At 36.7% G+C, this 14,511-nt stretch carries 17 protein-coding genes and 1 pseudogene; 4 read left to right on the top strand and 14 right to left on the bottom strand.

The window, feature by feature from the left end; translation table 11 throughout:
- Positions 1-119 precede the first annotated feature (119 nt).
- The 3 genes from M901_RS03575 to M901_RS03565 are packed head-to-tail and all read right to left on the bottom strand — an operon-like array spanning position 120 to position 2,662.
- Entirely contained in the window at positions 120-599 is a 480-nt protein-coding gene (locus M901_RS03575) for a hypothetical protein (RefSeq protein WP_021276814.1), read from the bottom strand.
- Positions 589-1,704 carry a hypothetical protein gene (locus tag M901_RS03570; RefSeq protein ID WP_021276812.1) on the bottom strand — a complete coding sequence of 372 codons (1,116 nt, stop codon included), beginning with the start codon at positions 1,702-1,704 and terminating at the stop codon, positions 589-591. Before M901_RS03570 ends, M901_RS03575 begins: the two co-directional genes overlap by 11 nt.
- Positions 1,705-1,753: 49 nt before the next feature.
- Positions 1,754-2,662 (bottom strand): LysR family transcriptional regulator, encoded by a 909-nt coding sequence (locus M901_RS03565; protein WP_081653330.1) that lies wholly within the window; start codon positions 2,660-2,662, stop codon positions 1,754-1,756.
- A gap of 143 nt (positions 2,663-2,805) precedes the next feature.
- Between M901_RS03565 and M901_RS03560 the strand changes: the two genes are divergently transcribed.
- Positions 2,806-3,246: a Kazal-type serine protease inhibitor gene (locus tag M901_RS03560; protein WP_021276815.1), complete on the top strand. Its 441-nt coding sequence runs from the start codon at positions 2,806-2,808 to the stop codon at positions 3,244-3,246.
- A gap of 93 nt (positions 3,247-3,339) precedes the next feature.
- Here the strand turns inward: M901_RS03560 and M901_RS03555 are convergent, their stop codons facing one another.
- The 6 genes from M901_RS03555 to M901_RS03540 form a co-directional block, all read right to left on the bottom strand.
- A complete protein-coding gene (locus M901_RS03555; protein WP_021276816.1) occupies positions 3,340-3,711 on the bottom strand; it encodes a hypothetical protein in 372 nt (123 codons plus the stop codon).
- A gap of 140 nt (positions 3,712-3,851) precedes the next feature.
- Positions 3,852-4,298, bottom strand: coding sequence for a hypothetical protein (locus M901_RS03550; protein WP_021276803.1), 447 nt, complete (start codon positions 4,296-4,298; stop codon positions 3,852-3,854).
- Between the two features lie 7 nt (positions 4,299-4,305).
- Entirely contained in the window at positions 4,306-4,455 is a 150-nt protein-coding gene (locus M901_RS17235) for a TetR/AcrR family transcriptional regulator (protein ID WP_021276811.1), read from the bottom strand.
- Positions 4,456-4,498: 43 nt separating this feature from the next.
- A complete protein-coding gene (locus tag M901_RS03545) occupies positions 4,499-5,020 on the bottom strand; it encodes an alpha/beta fold hydrolase (protein WP_021276806.1) in 522 nt (173 codons plus the stop codon).
- A gap of 37 nt (positions 5,021-5,057) precedes the next feature.
- The gene (locus tag M901_RS16200; protein ID WP_021276802.1) at positions 5,058-5,336 is read right to left on the bottom strand and encodes a hypothetical protein; all 279 of its coding nucleotides are present in this window, start codon (positions 5,334-5,336) and stop codon (positions 5,058-5,060) included.
- A gap of 109 nt (positions 5,337-5,445) precedes the next feature.
- The gene (locus M901_RS03540; RefSeq protein WP_021276799.1) at positions 5,446-5,913 is read right to left on the bottom strand and encodes a hypothetical protein; all 468 of its coding nucleotides are present in this window, start codon (positions 5,911-5,913) and stop codon (positions 5,446-5,448) included.
- Between the two features lie 157 nt (positions 5,914-6,070).
- Here M901_RS03540 and M901_RS03535 point away from each other — a divergent pair, with 157 nt between their 5' ends.
- Entirely contained in the window at positions 6,071-7,735 is a 1,665-nt protein-coding gene (locus tag M901_RS03535; protein ID WP_081653328.1) for an ATP-binding protein, read from the top strand.
- Here the strand turns inward: M901_RS03535 and fliL are convergent.
- From fliL to M901_RS03515, 4 genes are all read right to left on the bottom strand, one after another.
- Complete coding sequence (gene fliL, locus M901_RS03530; RefSeq protein ID WP_021276807.1) at positions 7,729-8,199, bottom strand: flagellar basal body-associated protein FliL; 471 nt, start codon at positions 8,197-8,199, stop codon at positions 7,729-7,731. The two genes, M901_RS03535 and fliL, sit on opposite strands and share 7 nt — an antisense overlap.
- A gap of 63 nt (positions 8,200-8,262) precedes the next feature.
- Positions 8,263-9,249, bottom strand: coding sequence for a hypothetical protein (locus M901_RS03525; protein WP_034720056.1), 987 nt, complete (start codon positions 9,247-9,249; stop codon positions 8,263-8,265).
- A 63-nt stretch (positions 9,250-9,312) separates the two neighbouring features.
- Positions 9,313-10,419 (bottom strand): alanine dehydrogenase, encoded by a 1,107-nt coding sequence (gene ald / locus M901_RS03520; RefSeq protein WP_021276813.1) that lies wholly within the window; start codon positions 10,417-10,419, stop codon positions 9,313-9,315.
- Between the two features lie 66 nt (positions 10,420-10,485).
- Positions 10,486-11,313 (bottom strand): MBL fold metallo-hydrolase, encoded by an 828-nt coding sequence (locus M901_RS03515; RefSeq protein WP_021276808.1) that lies wholly within the window; start codon positions 11,311-11,313, stop codon positions 10,486-10,488.
- A gap of 68 nt (positions 11,314-11,381) precedes the next feature.
- Here M901_RS03515 and M901_RS03510 point away from each other — a divergent pair, with 68 nt between their 5' ends.
- Positions 11,382-12,773: a pitrilysin family protein gene (locus M901_RS03510; protein WP_021276809.1), complete on the top strand. Its 1,392-nt coding sequence runs from the start codon at positions 11,382-11,384 to the stop codon at positions 12,771-12,773.
- Positions 12,774-12,785: 12 nt separating this feature from the next.
- Positions 12,786-14,087, top strand: a complete 1,302-nt coding sequence (locus M901_RS03505) for a pitrilysin family protein (protein WP_021276800.1) — start codon at positions 12,786-12,788, stop codon at positions 14,085-14,087.
- 57 nt (positions 14,088-14,144) lie between these two features.
- On the opposite strand, the pseudogene M901_RS03500 reads toward M901_RS03505, so the two are convergent.
- Positions 14,145-14,511: pseudogene (locus M901_RS03500) on the bottom strand (hypothetical protein); the annotation flags it as partial.

The raw sequence follows: 14,511 nt of genomic DNA, 5'->3' as shown, positions 1-14,511 counted from the left end.
TAATAGTCTTGATGATTCTGCTGATAATGCAGAAGAGACAATGAAAGACAACTAAGATTTAATTTTAAATTATTTCATAAAAAAAGCCCACGAAATGTGGGCTTTTTTATTATGCTTCTTTAGTACTTGGCACCGTTATAGTAGAGCTTTCCACCACGTTGCTTGAACATGATGACGGCCCTTTTTGGACGATTACCTTCAACGAAATCAAGGCACAAACTAAAGCTTCCTCGATATTCTTTATTCGAATCGTCGCCAAAACTATTTGGAAAGGCCGCAGGACGATCCGTGATTGTTTCAATATCACAGGCCGCAACTTCTTTGTAGTCTTTTAGTCTTAGAAACCATAGTGCTGTCGAACGAATGACACTATTTGGTAAATCCTTATCTGACTTCTTTTTTAAACAACCTATATAATTCTTATGAAAGTTCTTATTCTTTTCAATTTCTTTACAGGCAATAAGACTACTAAAAACTTCTGAGCCTTGGGAAACCTGAAACGGTGAAGCGATTTCTTTGTAGTATTTTTCTGGATACTTTTGATCACTTGCAAATACAGATGTTCCAATTAAAAGTAGAACTATAATTTTATCTAACATTAGTACTCCCTGACGTTTTTGTCCCACTAGAAGGCTTTCTATTATACTTATAACCTTTCTTGTCTTCGACTGCGAGTAGCTTGTCAAAGTCATTGAGGGGACAAGTTAATTTTGTGTTGGCCGCAAAGAGACACTTAGGCGAAACATAGAATTTTGAACAAGGTTGTTTCGAAATCTCCTGACATCTACCTAGATCATCTGGACACTTAAGAGTTTTATCAACTTTTGCTAAATATTCTTTTAAACCTTCATCCATTTCTGTTGAGTAAAGATTCTTACGACTTCTATATTGACCATGCTTGTATGGATTTGGTGTGGCCTCAAATGCTGAACAATTGATTCCTTGATCCCAAGTATCATCTGCAAATTCAGACCAGTCAAAATCTCTATTCATAGAAATTTTTCCGCTTTTTTTATCGCATTTTAGATAACTATTATCTTTTCCGTAGAGATTATACCAAAACTTAAGACCAGAGTAGTTTGCAGACATATCTCCATATGATTTAACTCCTGAGGCATCGAGTCCATAGTAGCTATCTTCCATTTTGTTAGAATGAACCATGGCCTTATCAAAACCCTTTTTCATATCATCTTCACTAAGAAGCTCTTGGTAGAGCTCAAAGCCTTGATCGACAAAGTGACCGAGTTTATCAGGGCCTACAACATGTCCATTGAGATTGAAAGCCGTTTGTAGATCATAGAAGTTTGATAGAAAATCACTTCCGTAAATATAGTTACCATCTCCATACTTTGTGACCTTATCACTTTTTTCAGACCATGTTTCCATAGCTCCAAAGATGGTTCCACCAAGCACACTCTTTATTTGACTGTGGATCTTAGGCATTTTTCTCTCTCCCCACATATTCTTCTCTTTCTTTGTGAGTAGCTTGAGATCCTCATTACAGTTAACGCCCATTTTATTGTAACCTTTAATGGCCTCTTCGATACGACGATTAGTTTCATCGTTAAGGGCATAAAGATTCTGTTTCTTTTCGGCGTCAGATGCTCTTAAGATTTTTCTTCGATAGGTAAAGTTGTCAGTTTCCCATGAGTAAACACTTGAGACACTTAACAACACTAATGCTGCAGTACTTATTCTTCTCATAGGCGACTCATCGGATATTATTGGTTTAAACTTGAGCCATTTAATCTCTTTATTTTTTTAACTTTTGCACTAGGTACTCAACGAAACTTTGGCAGGTTAGGCTCATGGTTTTACCTTTTAATTTTACTAAGTTGATTTCATTATAAAGAGGAACACCTGAGCCTTCAAAAATCACTATTTTATCCTCGAGATTATTTTCTCGAACCATATGTCGTGAGAGAATACCAAGTCCAACACCTTCTAGTATAAGTCTTGCTACTCCTTGAACGTCCATGAGTCGCGCACGGCTTTTCAAATCAAAAGTTTTATTTTTGTGGTGTTTGAACCATTGGTGAATAACAGGTGAGTTTTCAAGATAACTTATATAGTGAAGTTCTTTCATTTGTTTAAATGTCGAGACTTCATTAAGACGATTATCTTTAGCGTATTCTTTACTCGCGCATAGAATCCATTCTTCTCTTGCCAGGTTTTCTACTTCAACTTGAGTAGGAAAGGTAAATGAATCTGTAATGGCAAAGTCTAGGCTTCCATCGAGAAGCTGATTAATCTGTCTTGCAGCGTGGTCGTAGTTAATATGAAATTTTACATCTGTATTACTCTTGGCCCATGTAGAAAGATGGGGAAGAATAACATTATTTCCAAATTCAATAGGCATTCCGAAATTAATTGTTCCCGTGAGGCTTTGCTCTGATTGATTAATTGTGGAAAGTGATCTCTCTAATTGATGGAGAATAGGTGTGACTTCTTCAAAGATATGGACGGCCTCACTAGTGGGGACAAGCTTTCTATTGAGCCTATCAAAGAGCTTCACTTGAAGTGTCTCTTCTATATTTTTTATGTGCTGTGAGACCCCTGGTTGAGTCATAAAGAGCTCTTTTGCAGCAAGGGACATACTTTTTACACGGTAAACTGTGATGAATACTCGTAGGCCTGTGAGGCTCAGCTGGTCAATGATCATAATTTCAGTACCTTAGGTTATTATACATGACTAGTATAACAAAAACTTATGCAAAACTATTAAATTTTATAATTTTTACTGATTCAATAATTACTGTATAAACCATTCAACGAATTAACAATCCACTGAGATTTGAGGTTTATATGAAAAACATCGTTCTAACATTATTTTGTCTTTTAGCACTTTCAACACTTGTAAGAGCTGAGGGGAATCTCGTTATTAGCGGTAGACTTTTGGACGATATCAATCTTAACGGAAGAATTAATAAAATGATCTTCACTGAAAATAAAACAGAGATCAGACTTGTTAATGAGTACAATGAATCTGAGAGCTGTGAGCGCGGTTCATTTGAAATTACGAGAATCCAAACTGGTGTTTATGAACTAAAGGGTGTTATCTCATGTGACCAATGGGTTGATGAAACAGAAGAAGTTCAAGCTTGTCCTGAAAACTTTCAACCAGTTTGTGGAGAAATTGCATCAGATAGCTTTGGTAAAGCACTTCCAAAGCATGTAACTTTCTCTAATATGTGTGAACTTTACAGAGCAAAAGCGGCCTTCATTCAAAATGGTGGTTGCCGTTAATTAATCCCTAATACGATGCTTTATTATTTTGTAAGTATTGTGTCTCGATAGTTGTGTATTAAAGGCCCTTCCCCGAGGGTCCTTTTTTTTATTCTAACTTTTGTGAAATGGCTCTTCTTTTATGGCCAGTACCAGAACATAGAGAAAAGAAAACCCTGGGACAAGTAAAACTATACTCCAGAGTTTTGAGAGTCTTAATGAATTTGCACGAGAGATTGAAATGGTAAATAAGTATCTCAAGCAAAAGAACCATAGAATGAAAACGCTTAACGTCTTCGAGTAGAGAATAATCTTCTTTCCAAAAAGGTCTGCACCAAATTCTGTCATTGTCATAAGAACAACCGCAACAAATGGTAGAAGGGCCAAGATAGAAAAGAAGATAATAATCAAGGCAACTAGCCTGAGGACATAGGTTTCCCTTGTCATTTGTTCATTGTTAAATACTTCTTTAAATGGATTCTTCATTGTCTCTCCTTTGATGACTTGCTTGGAGTAGTTTTTAGCAAATAGAAGTGTTGGAAAATAGATTTATGAAATTAACAAGCGGGGTAGTTTGTTAACTAAAAGTTAGGATTTATTCTAATTGCCTGGAATTATTAAGTATTCTAAGAGAGCTTTCGGTACTTATTGATTAAATCCGTTAGTGTTACTTGAAATTTTTCATCAGCATTTTCTTCTCTAAGCAGGCTTTTCATAATGGTGTGGCCGAGATAGATACTGTAGATTTCATAAGCAAATTGGTCACTGCTCTTTTCTTGATCAAAGTAATTCTCATTTTTAAGTCTTTCAGCGATATCTGCAATATAGAGTAGGAGACGACGTTGTTGATCTTCCATAAAGTCTCTGACTGCGGATTCTTCACGATCTTTAAATTCAATTGCCGCTTTAATAAAAGGGCATCCTCCTTGAAGATGAACTTCATGGGTCTTTGTCCAGTTTAGCCAATTCTTTGAAAGGGCATGGAGATTTTCCATAGGATCAGGAACATAGGATTTCTTGATGACATGACGTCTGAATTCTTCTTCAGCAAATTTCAAAATTTCAATTTGCATTTCTTCTTTATTTTTTAAAGTGTGCAATAAGTCCTGAGCGAGAGAGCCCACACGCCTTTGCCATGTCTCCAATTGAGAGATCGACTAGACCTTTAAAACTCACGAGATCCATTCCCATTTTTAGAATTTTCTCTCTAGTGCGCTCACTCTTTTTCATTACTTTAAATGCTCCCTCAAAATTTGCATCATTTCTTTTGATTTTAAATTCTAGCGTGACCTAGACCAGAAGTCGATATGAGATTAAATTTCACTGATTCTTGAGCCACTTTAATATCGTGATATGGGGCATAGCGATCTTTCTCATCGTGAATAAAGACAGAGTTGTCAGAGAGTTTTGTGAGCTGTTGATAGGGGCGCAGGCGCTTCCAGTCACCATTGTACTTCTTAGAGACACTTTCTAATAAATTGTGGAGAAAGTAATCTGAGAAGCCGGCCCTATTTATTCTTTGAAACATGATATCAAAGAAATTTACTGGAGTTGCAATAAAAAATGTTTTTCTTTGGTCCAGAAAGTCTTTTTCTAAATTCATCAAGGCAACGGCGCCCATTGAGTGACCAATAATCGCCTCTATTTCATCTCCTGATTCTTCAATATGCTTTACCACTGAATTTAATCCATTGATAAATGCAAAGAGGTGAGCAGTAGAGCCCTCGGATTTTCCGTGGCCAATATGATCAAAACTCCAAACGCTATAATCTAAATCAACGAGAAAACGAATCAACTCAGTAAAAGTAGAGCTATTATCAGACCACCCATGGCTAAGAAGAATTGTCTTCTTCCCTCACCAAATCGATATGCCTGAATCTTTCCATCCGGCCTTGAATTTCTTGAGAGTGAATTCGATTATCGACATTCATCTCATAATCTCTTTTACTAAAGGGATTACAAAGTAGCTTGAGGCCAATATAGTGGCTTGCTTGGGGAATGAGTTTAGAAAAGCCTGTTGTTGTAAGCTGAGAGGCAGCTCTTAGAGTTTGTGCTGCATATTGAATTATCTGATTTTGATTCTTTGAATTTGAGAAATATACTGATTTCATTTTGACCTGCCTATTAAAAAGAACAACTGTACTATTTGAAATAGTACAGTTGTGTTATTTTTAAAGCAAGTCTTATTGAATTAAAACTCTATAAATTAAGTAAAAACAATTATTTAACAATCTTTTTAAGAGCAGAAAAGGCCTCATGAGAGAGGAATTCTCTATGATCTTGCCAAAGATCTCTTACTTCTTCTTCAGAAGTTTCTTCATTTATCTGTCCAGCTACTTCAGAAAAGATGATGTTAATCTCTTCGATTTCTGAGTTGTAGGCCTGAGCTTCAGCTAATGTTAGTCCCTTCTTCTGTGCAAGTTCATTTGAAACTTCGTTGAATTCAACAGTTTGTGTGTCTTCATCAAGTAGGATTAGTCCTGTTACTAGGGCAATCTTACCTATCTTAGGGCTAAGGTCATTGGCCTTGTGACCAGCATATGTCCATCCAATACCTACAAGAGCATATTTTGCGGCAGTTCCAAACATACCAACGATGAATGCCATTGAACCAACAGCAGCTTGTGTGCTTTGGATAGCTGTTACTGATAGAAGTGAAGCGATAATCGCAGTTCTAATAAACTTCATAGTCTCTCCTCAATAATTTTATTAGTCAGGGGGTTATACCGAATGATTTATGTGCTGCAAAGGGCCATCTTGGCTTCTGTAAATTCTATCGTGTTCAGCTAGATATTAAGATTTCTTAATAGTTAAGTAACGGAATTTATTTACCGAACAGTTTCATATGGAGAGAAAGGATTATATGACCAGCTTTAGAAGAGAGGCAATCTTCAAAGCTGCTAAGAACAATACAGCAGGAAACTTCTTAACCCTAATCGGTATTTGGGTAGTGACTCCTGTTGATGAGCAGTTTAGGAGTGTGTTTATTCCTTTTGCTCTAGTGTATGGTCTTTTAAGTCTCTTAAATATTTTCTTGGGTATTAAGTATTCATCAGAGCTCGATGAAAAAACTCAAAGGATATTTGAAAAAACTTATTACTATTCTACAGGAATTATCACTACGGCCCTGGGACTATTTCTGGTTTATCAAGGTCATAAGTATGGCTTCTTATCTACGGCACACTTATCAACTTGGGTCTTTGTTTTTGCCACAATTGAGGCATGCGCTTCATACCTCTTTCACGCTCCAAGATTCTTTATTCTTATTTATATTGGAATGAACTTACCTTCTGCTATATGGCTTGTAAGTTTAGGAACTCCTACTTCATATATTATTGCTATGATCCTTGTTTGTTATGGGCCAATGATAATGAATAGGGTTAATGAATTAACTAAGCTAAGAAATCAAAATGTTTCTCTATTAGAAAAGAGTAAGGAAAGAGAACAGGAACTTCAAACATTTATTGATATCATTCCTTCTAAGCTTCTTTGGATCGACAATAACTCATATATCAGTTTAATGAACGAGAAAATGGAGAAGATCATTAAGCGTCGTGATACTTTTATTTCTCGTGATCGTTTAGGTTCATCAAATGATGAATTACTCAATGAGATATTTAACTTTCTGGATGGTGAAGAAAAGGAGAAGACTAAGGAGCTTCTGGTTTCTTCTGATGATAGTGGTGATCAAGACCGCTGGCACCTTTGTAACTTTTCTAAAGTTGACTTCGGAAAAGGTGATGAGGCCTTTGTCGTGGCCATTGATATTCATGAAGATAAACTCCTTAATGAGTCCCTTGAAAAGCAAAAGAAAATCAGTGATCAAGCTTCTCGTCTCGTTAATCTTGGAGAGATGGCATCTGGAATAGCTCATGAAATCAATAACCCCATTGCTATTGCTCAAGGAACAACCACTCTCTTAATGAATAAGATTGAGGAGGGGAAAATCTCAAATGAGCAAGTTAAAGAGAAGTTGAAGAAGATTATCTCGTCCCATGAAAGAGTGATCGATGTTATTAAAGGAATGAGATCATTTAGTAAAAAAGGGACGGCGACAGAAAAAACTGATGTTCGCATTGATGATGTACTTAAATCGACACTTGTTCTTTGTAGTGAAAGATTTAAAGATTATGGGATTAAGCTAGCTGTTGAAGAAATGCATAAGGATTATACTTATCGTTGTACAAAGCAAGATCTAAGTCAGATTATTCTTTCTCTGCTTAATAACTCTTTCGATTCCATAGAGAAGAAACAGCGAGATAGTAATAATAAAATTAATATTAAAGTTGAAGATAGTGATAAAGAGCTGTCGATTTCTGTGATTGATAATGGGATAGGAATTAAGAATCCTGACAAGATTTTTGTGCCTTTTTATACCACAAAATCAACAGGAACAGGTGTTGGGTTAGGACTTAGCTTATCCCAAAAAATTGCAAATAACTATAATGGTCGAATCGAGGCGAGCAGTACTGGAGAAGAAACAGTTTTTACTCTTATCCTGCCTTATTGAACAACAAACTTCGTATAGAAAAGTTCTTTAACCACGGCCTTCTTAAAGTGCTCGTTGATATTCTTTTTAATTCTATTTTCAAAGATTAGTTTTCCTGCAATCGAATTGAGCTCATCTGGTTCCATCCCCGCAGCGACATCAATAATAATATCGTTGATAATTGGTTTGATCTCCTCAAGCTTTGAAATATCACTACTCTTAAAGACAACCAAATGGATTTGAACATCTAGAAAACGAAGCCTTCTATTTCTCGATGTAAGATTGACTGTTAGCTTATCTAATTTATAGGATTCAGGAGTAGAGATGCCTTTAGTATCTTCTTTTAGTTTTGCAAGTTCTACTTCGTCTTTAGGTAGAGGACGCTTATAGATCATTTCCGTATAAACGAAGGTCCCAAGTGCACCAGCACTTGCTAGAAACATAAGAATTAAAAGAACTTTATCGACTGTTTTATTACCCGTCATTTTGACTCCACATTAAGATTCTAAACTTAATATGAATCAATAACAAGTCTGTGAAGATGATTCTTACTTGAGATATTTACCGACTATAATACTCAAGTCTTTTCTCTTACCTAGACATCTCGGTTTGTTGAGGCAATGTGAGAAACTATCGAGAAGAATTTCTTTTTCGTAGAAGTCAATTTGAAAAGGCCTTCTAAAAATAAAGACATGAATATAAGTGGCCATCGATTCGATAAAGTCTTTAAAAGCACCCGTACTAGAGTAGAGATTTGTAAAATTTGTCTTTTCTAGTTTTTGATAGAATTCATAAATTCTCTCTTGAGGAAAAGTCCTAGTAGAGGCCCCGTAGAATGAAATAAATTTCATCTCGTCGAGTAGAGTATCGGCCTTAGACTGAATAATTCCCTTATTATTTAACCAGCTTCTTTTAATGAAGATAAGATCTGCAATTGGTTGGCCCGCTAAGCTTTTTGGAAAGAGGTCTTCTTCGTGGCTTAGCAAAAGGGCGATGGCCTGGGAGAGTATATAGTCTATTGTATCTTTTTGAGAGTTTGTGTGACTAAGATAAGGCTCCATCAAAAAATCAGTCTTTGGCTTTCCAAAGGCCGAGTATTCTCGCCAGCGATACCAGTCGTTAAGACCCATTGAGTTGATCTCACGGTCTATAAAGAGCAGATACTTGTGAGAATCTGAGAGTTTTTGGATTGCCACGGGGACATGAAGGTCGCGAATAAGAAGTACACCTGCAACCTTATCAGAGAGATAATCATGGAGATTTTTAGGAAGCGCTCTTAGAGATTCCCTAATATCTTCCATCATAAGAGAATCTTTTGTTTTAAACTCGTGGCCTTGAATCTGATGTTGTTCTTTGAGCTCATTGACGAACTTTCGTACTTCTTGATTTTCACTAACAACTCTTTGCTCAAGGGAGTTTTTAATTTGTGTCTTCCAAGAAGCCGATTTTAAAAAATTGTGTTGTTTAAAATCTCGATTGAAACTCGAGCAAGAGATAAGGATCGTGAAAAGAATAAAATACAAAAGTCTAGACATCTATTTTACCAAAAAAAAAGGGGGCCAATAAAAGCCCCCTTAAGTATTACTTTTTAAAAACTTTTAAATCTTTAATTCAGTGTATGGAAGTTCAAGGTCTTTTGCAACTTGTTCGTAAACAAGGTCACCTTTGTAGATGTTGATACCTTTTTTGAAAGCTTCATCCATTTGCGCTGATTCTTCAACACCAAATTTCGCAATCATTCTTGCATATTTCAGTGTCACATTTGTCAGAGCGTAAGTTGAAGTCTGAGCAACTGCTCCTGGCATATTGGCAACACAGTAGTGAACGACTCCATCAACTAGGAATGTTGGGTTTTCGTGAGTTGTTGGCTTACATGTTTCAATACATCCACCTTGATCTACAGCAATATCAACAACAACAGATCCGTTATCCATTTTAGAGATCATATCTTTTGTTACTAGTTTAGGTGCTTTTGCTCCTGGTACTAGAACAGCTCCAATAACAAGATCAGAGTTAATAACGGCATTTTCAATATTTTCAATATTTGAGAATAGAGTTGTAATTCTATTGTCAAAAAGATCATCTAGTTCAGCAAGTCTCTTTGTTGATAGGTCGATTGCAGTAACATCTGCACCCATTCCCATGGCCATTTTAATTGCATTTGTTCCAGCAACTCCACAACCAATAACTGTAACTTTTGCTCTTCTTGTTCCCGGAACACCACCTAGTAGGATTCCTTTTCCACCATGATCAAGTTGAAGGTAAGCAGCACCAATTTGTGTTGCCATTCTTCCTGCTACTTCAGACATTGGTGTTAGAAGAGGAAGTGATCCATCTTCTGGTTGAATAGTTTCATAAGCAATACAAGTTGCTCCTGATTCCATTAGACCTTTTGTTTGTGGAAGATCCGCCGCAAGGTGAAGGTATGTGTAAAGAATGTGGTGAGGTTTTAATAGAGCGATTTCTCTTGGTTGAGGCTCTTTAACCTTAATAATCATGTCAGCAGTTGCAAAAACATCTTCTAGTGAAGGAAGGATTTTTGCTCCAGCATTAATATATTGCTCATCAGGGATTCCAATTCCAATCCCAGCGTTCTTTTCAACGTAAACTTCGTGACCATCATGAACTAGTTGTCTAACGCCACCTGGTACAAGACCAACTCTATTTTCATTATTTTTGATTTCCTTAGGTACACCTATTTTCATCATCAACTCCTCGAATGTAATATGCCGATAAATATAATCGTTTTGGACGACTTCGCAAAGAGAAATTTAACACTCTAGGTGCATAGTGTCGTATGTCACAAATACTTCTGTTTTATGGTTCTTAAATTCTTCTTGGCATAGTAGTTCGAGCTTGTTGTGATCAAGCCCATGACCCATGTGAATGAGTCCTGCACGCGTCGGAGCGATTTCCTTGATATACTCAAAGGCCTTTTGCGTTCCGAGATGTGTTTTGTGGCTGCCGAACTTGACGCAGTCTATTATTAAAAGATCAATTCTTCTCTTTTTGAGTTCCTTGATAATTGGGCCTGGTATTGAATTGCAGTCAATAAATATGGCCATATTCTCGTGACATATTCCTAGGCTCTTGTGGTGTCCATGAGGAAGTAGGTAGAAGTTAAACTTCTCTCCATCTATGAATTCATCACTACCATCGGCCTTGAGTTGATGAAGGCCTAATTTGGGAATTCCACCGCCAAGAATGGGCTTCTTTTCGTTAAAATAATCCTTCTCGAAAATATAGGGGAATCTGGCAGTCATGGACTTGGCACACTCTGCATGGGTAAAAACTGGCAGCGAGCGAGGTGGTGGTCCAAAACAAAAGGGCCTGAGGTCATCTATACCGTGTAGGTGATCTGCATGATCATGGGTTATGATGGTGTTTTCAATATGTTTGATATTGGCGCGAAGAAGTTGACTTCTAAGGTCGGGAGTTGTGTCGATGAGAAAGTGTTTTCCCTTTTTCGTTTGTAGAAAGAAACTTGTTCGAAAGCGTTTATTTTTAGGGTTATCAGAGGTGCAGACCTCACATGAGCAACCCAACATTGGAACGCCTGTACTTGTTCCCGAACCTAGAATATTTAGTTTTGTTTTCATAACTTTATATTGCCAATAAATACCGAAATTTTTAAGCTATTTATAATAAAAAATAGGAGTTTTATATTATGTCACGTAGTGTCTATGGAATGATTCTCTCTTTGCTTCTTGTATCTTGTACAAACATGATTGAGACAAAGAAGAATGAAAACAAATTTGCAGGAAGCTTAAGTGAACTTAACCTCAATTTAGAGGTCACAAAGAGAACGCTTTCAAATGGGATGAAAGTCCTTATCTCTGAAAATCATAAGTTACCGATTTTCTCTCTTTATACATATTATGATGTTGGTGGAAGATACGAGTATCCAGGAACAACTGGTTCAACTCACTTCTTAGAGCATATGCTCTTTAAAAAAACTAAGAATAATCCTGCTGGAACATTCTCTAAGTTTATTGAGAGCAATGGTGGTAACTCGAATGCCTACACAACATTTGATAACACAGTCTATTATGAAAATGTTCCAAGTTACACGATTGAAGAGATCATCAAACTTGAAGCTGAGAGAATGGAGAATCTTGAGCTTGAGCCAGAGGCCTTTGAAAAAGAAAGACAGGTTGTTCTGGAAGAGAGAAAGATGAGATATGAGAATAGTCCACGTGGTCAAATCTTTCAGGCCATGATGAAAACTATTTTTGAAGGAACTCCTTATGGAGGTTCTGTTATTGGTGATGCTAAAGATGTAAAGAATCTTTCACGTGAAAAGATGATGGAATTCTATAAAGACTTCTATGCTCCTAATAATGCCATTATGGTTATTGTTGGTGATGTCGATACAAATGCAGTTATCGATTATCTTGAAGATCAAATTGGTAAGATTAAGGCCAATGATAAGCTTGACGCTTTAAAGGCCAAACTCGATCAGAAATCGAGATATATCTCTAAGGCCAAACTTCCAGTTGTTAAAAAGATTCATGGGCAAAGTGCAACGCCAATGTTCACTTTAAGTTATCCAGCTCCAGGTATTGGAACAGAGGAAGGATACGCTCTTGATTTTCTGGCAAGTATCCTTGGGACAGGAGCGAGTTCTTATTTAACTCAAACTTTTGTAACAAATAGACGCCCGAAGCTTGAAAGTATTTATGCAGCTAATTACACGTTAAAGAATAGTGGTGTTTTCTTTATTCAAGGACAACTTCTGGATAAGGTAAATCTTAATAAATTTAGAAGAAGTCTTATGAAGAGTATTTCTAAGTCATGTCATCAGGCCGTGACGGAAAGAAATGTTCAAAAGACTAAGAATATTCTCCTTGTAAATTACTATAGCAATATTCAAACAAATGCAGGGCTTGGGAGTTTCTTAGGTTCAAATGAATTCTTCTATGGGGATTACAAGAAGTATGAAGAAGAGTTGGCCATTTACAACTCGATGGATGTTGAAAAGGTGAGAGCTGTTTGTCAGAAGTATTTGAGTCCGAAGAAAGCAGCATTTATTTCTGTTTGGAAGAAACATAGAAAGTAATTAGGAATGACTATGAAAAAGATATTATTAAGTTTAATTTTAACATTTACGATTCAGGCCAATGACATCGAAGACAAAATCTCAAAGATGATGTGGGATGGAATTGAAGTGACATGGCTAGAAGACGATAGATTCCCTACATACGATGTGATTTTCTATTTTGCAGATGGGGCCCTTTCTGATGGTGTCAGAAAAGGGGAGACTGATACAATGTTCTCTCTCATGCAGACAGGGACGAATCGATTCACTCAAAAAGAAATTGCCGATAACCTTGATTTCTATGGGGCAGATGTTTCAGGAAAATCAGTTCACGAGTATTCTACTTATGCTGTTTCAGGACTTGCTAAAGATATCATCCCAACGATGAAGAAGGTTTGCCATCTTTTCAAAGATTCAATCTTTCCTGAAAAAGAAGTTGCAAAGTTTAGAAGAGCTGCGATTAGCTCGAGAAGAAACCTTGTGAACTCACATGGGAAACTTGCTTCATTAGCATTTAGAGAAATTAGCTTAAGTGGTTCACCATTTTCTTTTCCAGTTCAAGGTAAAATTTCAACAATTTCTAAAATTAGATCAAAACACCTTAGAAATAAACTGAAATACTTCAATGAGAAAGTTAAGAAAAAAATCTATATCTCAGGTCCTAAGAAAGCGCTAAATATTAAGAATATTGTTCTAAATGAGTGTGGATGGAATACTAAGGCAGAATATCAGAGAACGGTGAGTTATAAGTATAAGGCGAAGAAACCTAAGATTCATCTGATTACAGTGCCAAAGGCGAATCAAGCTCAAGTCGCGATGGGAAAATTCCTTGCCCCTGGAGAATTTGATAACTTTGAAACTCTTGGTCTTACTGGTCACTATCTCGGTGGCGGTTTTACAAGTGTTCTTATGTCAGAGCTTAGAGTAAAAAGAGGACTGACATATTCGGCCTATGCCTATGCTGGAGGTCAAAAAGAATATGGACGTGCCGTTATCAATACATTTACTAAAGTTGAAACTATTGATGAGTTACTCTCTGTGACAAAGAATGTTCTTAAAGAAAAAGGCGAAGGGAAAATTACTCAAGAAGAGCTCCTCACTGTTAAGAAGAGCCTTAAGGGTGGATTCCCATTCCAATTTGAAAGCTCGTCTAGCTTCATCAAAGAGCTTCTATTTTTAGATCACGTTGGGCATAGCTATAAGAGATTCTTCAACTATAATAAGACACTTGATAGTGCTACAGTTCAAGATGTTGCACAGACTCACAAAGAGTTTTCCCATATAATGGAATTGACGTCGTCGTTCTTGGAGAAAAATCATTGGCCAAGAAGTTAAGAAAACTTGGTACCGTTCAAATTCATTCTTACAAGAAATTTCTATAAACTGCTCCCCTTAAATGGGGATCAGTCCACCCAAATAATCCAGATTATAAAAACAAATAAAGATGTCGATATGCGCTTGCAGCATATCGACTCTCTTTGTTGAGCACCAACTCTTTCTGATTAACCTGTTAATATGAGCACGAAACATGGCGCACGTATGATTCAGTGTAAAAAGTGGATCAAAGTGCTGGCGCTTGAGTTCTCCTTGTCCTGCCACACAAGATCTCCCTCCTTTGTAGCGTTTGTGCTCTTGTGAGGAAAAATATTTTGCGACTATTTTTGGATAAGTATTGTGCTCATCAGATTCAATCAGAGCATCTCTATCAATTGTTCGATAAATTTTTTCCATCAAACGATTGAGCCCTTGTTCATGGTGA

This window comes from Bacteriovorax sp. DB6_IX (assembly GCF_000447775.1).
Classification (GTDB): Bacteria; Bdellovibrionota; Bacteriovoracia; order Bacteriovoracales; family Bacteriovoracaceae; genus Halobacteriovorax_A.
The sequence above is the reverse complement of the archived record's forward strand: the minus strand, read 5'-3'. Positions and strand labels throughout refer to the sequence as shown.

Bases quoted from the DNA above. Each gene is read 5' to 3' on its own strand.
- M901_RS03575 (WP_021276814.1), bottom strand. From the start codon at position 599: ATGTTAGATAAAATTATAGTTCTACTTTTAATTGGAACATCTGTATTT.
- M901_RS03570 (WP_021276812.1), bottom strand. From the start codon at position 1,704: ATGAGAAGAATAAGTACTGCAGCATTAGTGTTGTTAAGTGTCTCAAGT.
- M901_RS03565 (WP_081653330.1), bottom strand. From the start codon at position 2,662: ATGATCATTGACCAGCTGAGCCTCACAGGCCTACGAGTATTCATCACA.
- M901_RS03560 (WP_021276815.1), top strand. From the start codon at position 2,806: ATGAAAAACATCGTTCTAACATTATTTTGTCTTTTAGCACTTTCAACA.
- M901_RS03555 (WP_021276816.1), bottom strand. From the start codon at position 3,711: ATGAAGAATCCATTTAAAGAAGTATTTAACAATGAACAAATGACAAGG.
- M901_RS03550 (WP_021276803.1), bottom strand. From the start codon at position 4,298: ATGCAAATTGAAATTTTGAAATTTGCTGAAGAAGAATTCAGACGTCAT.
- M901_RS17235 (WP_021276811.1), bottom strand. From the start codon at position 4,455: ATGAAAAAGAGTGAGCGCACTAGAGAGAAAATTCTAAAAATGGGAATG.
- M901_RS16200 (WP_021276802.1), bottom strand. From the start codon at position 5,336: ATGAAATCAGTATATTTCTCAAATTCAAAGAATCAAAATCAGATAATT.
- M901_RS03540 (WP_021276799.1), bottom strand. From the start codon at position 5,913: ATGAAGTTTATTAGAACTGCGATTATCGCTTCACTTCTATCAGTAACA.
- M901_RS03535 (WP_081653328.1), top strand. From the start codon at position 6,071: ATGGAGAGAAAGGATTATATGACCAGCTTTAGAAGAGAGGCAATCTTC.
- fliL (WP_021276807.1), bottom strand. From the start codon at position 8,199: ATGACGGGTAATAAAACAGTCGATAAAGTTCTTTTAATTCTTATGTTT.
- M901_RS03525 (WP_034720056.1), bottom strand. From the start codon at position 9,249: ATGTCTAGACTTTTGTATTTTATTCTTTTCACGATCCTTATCTCTTGC.
- ald (WP_021276813.1), bottom strand. From the start codon at position 10,419: ATGAAAATAGGTGTACCTAAGGAAATCAAAAATAATGAAAATAGAGTT.
- M901_RS03515 (WP_021276808.1), bottom strand. From the start codon at position 11,313: ATGAAAACAAAACTAAATATTCTAGGTTCGGGAACAAGTACAGGCGTT.
- M901_RS03510 (WP_021276809.1), top strand. From the start codon at position 11,382: ATGTCACGTAGTGTCTATGGAATGATTCTCTCTTTGCTTCTTGTATCT.
- M901_RS03505 (WP_021276800.1), top strand. From the start codon at position 12,786: ATGAAAAAGATATTATTAAGTTTAATTTTAACATTTACGATTCAGGCC.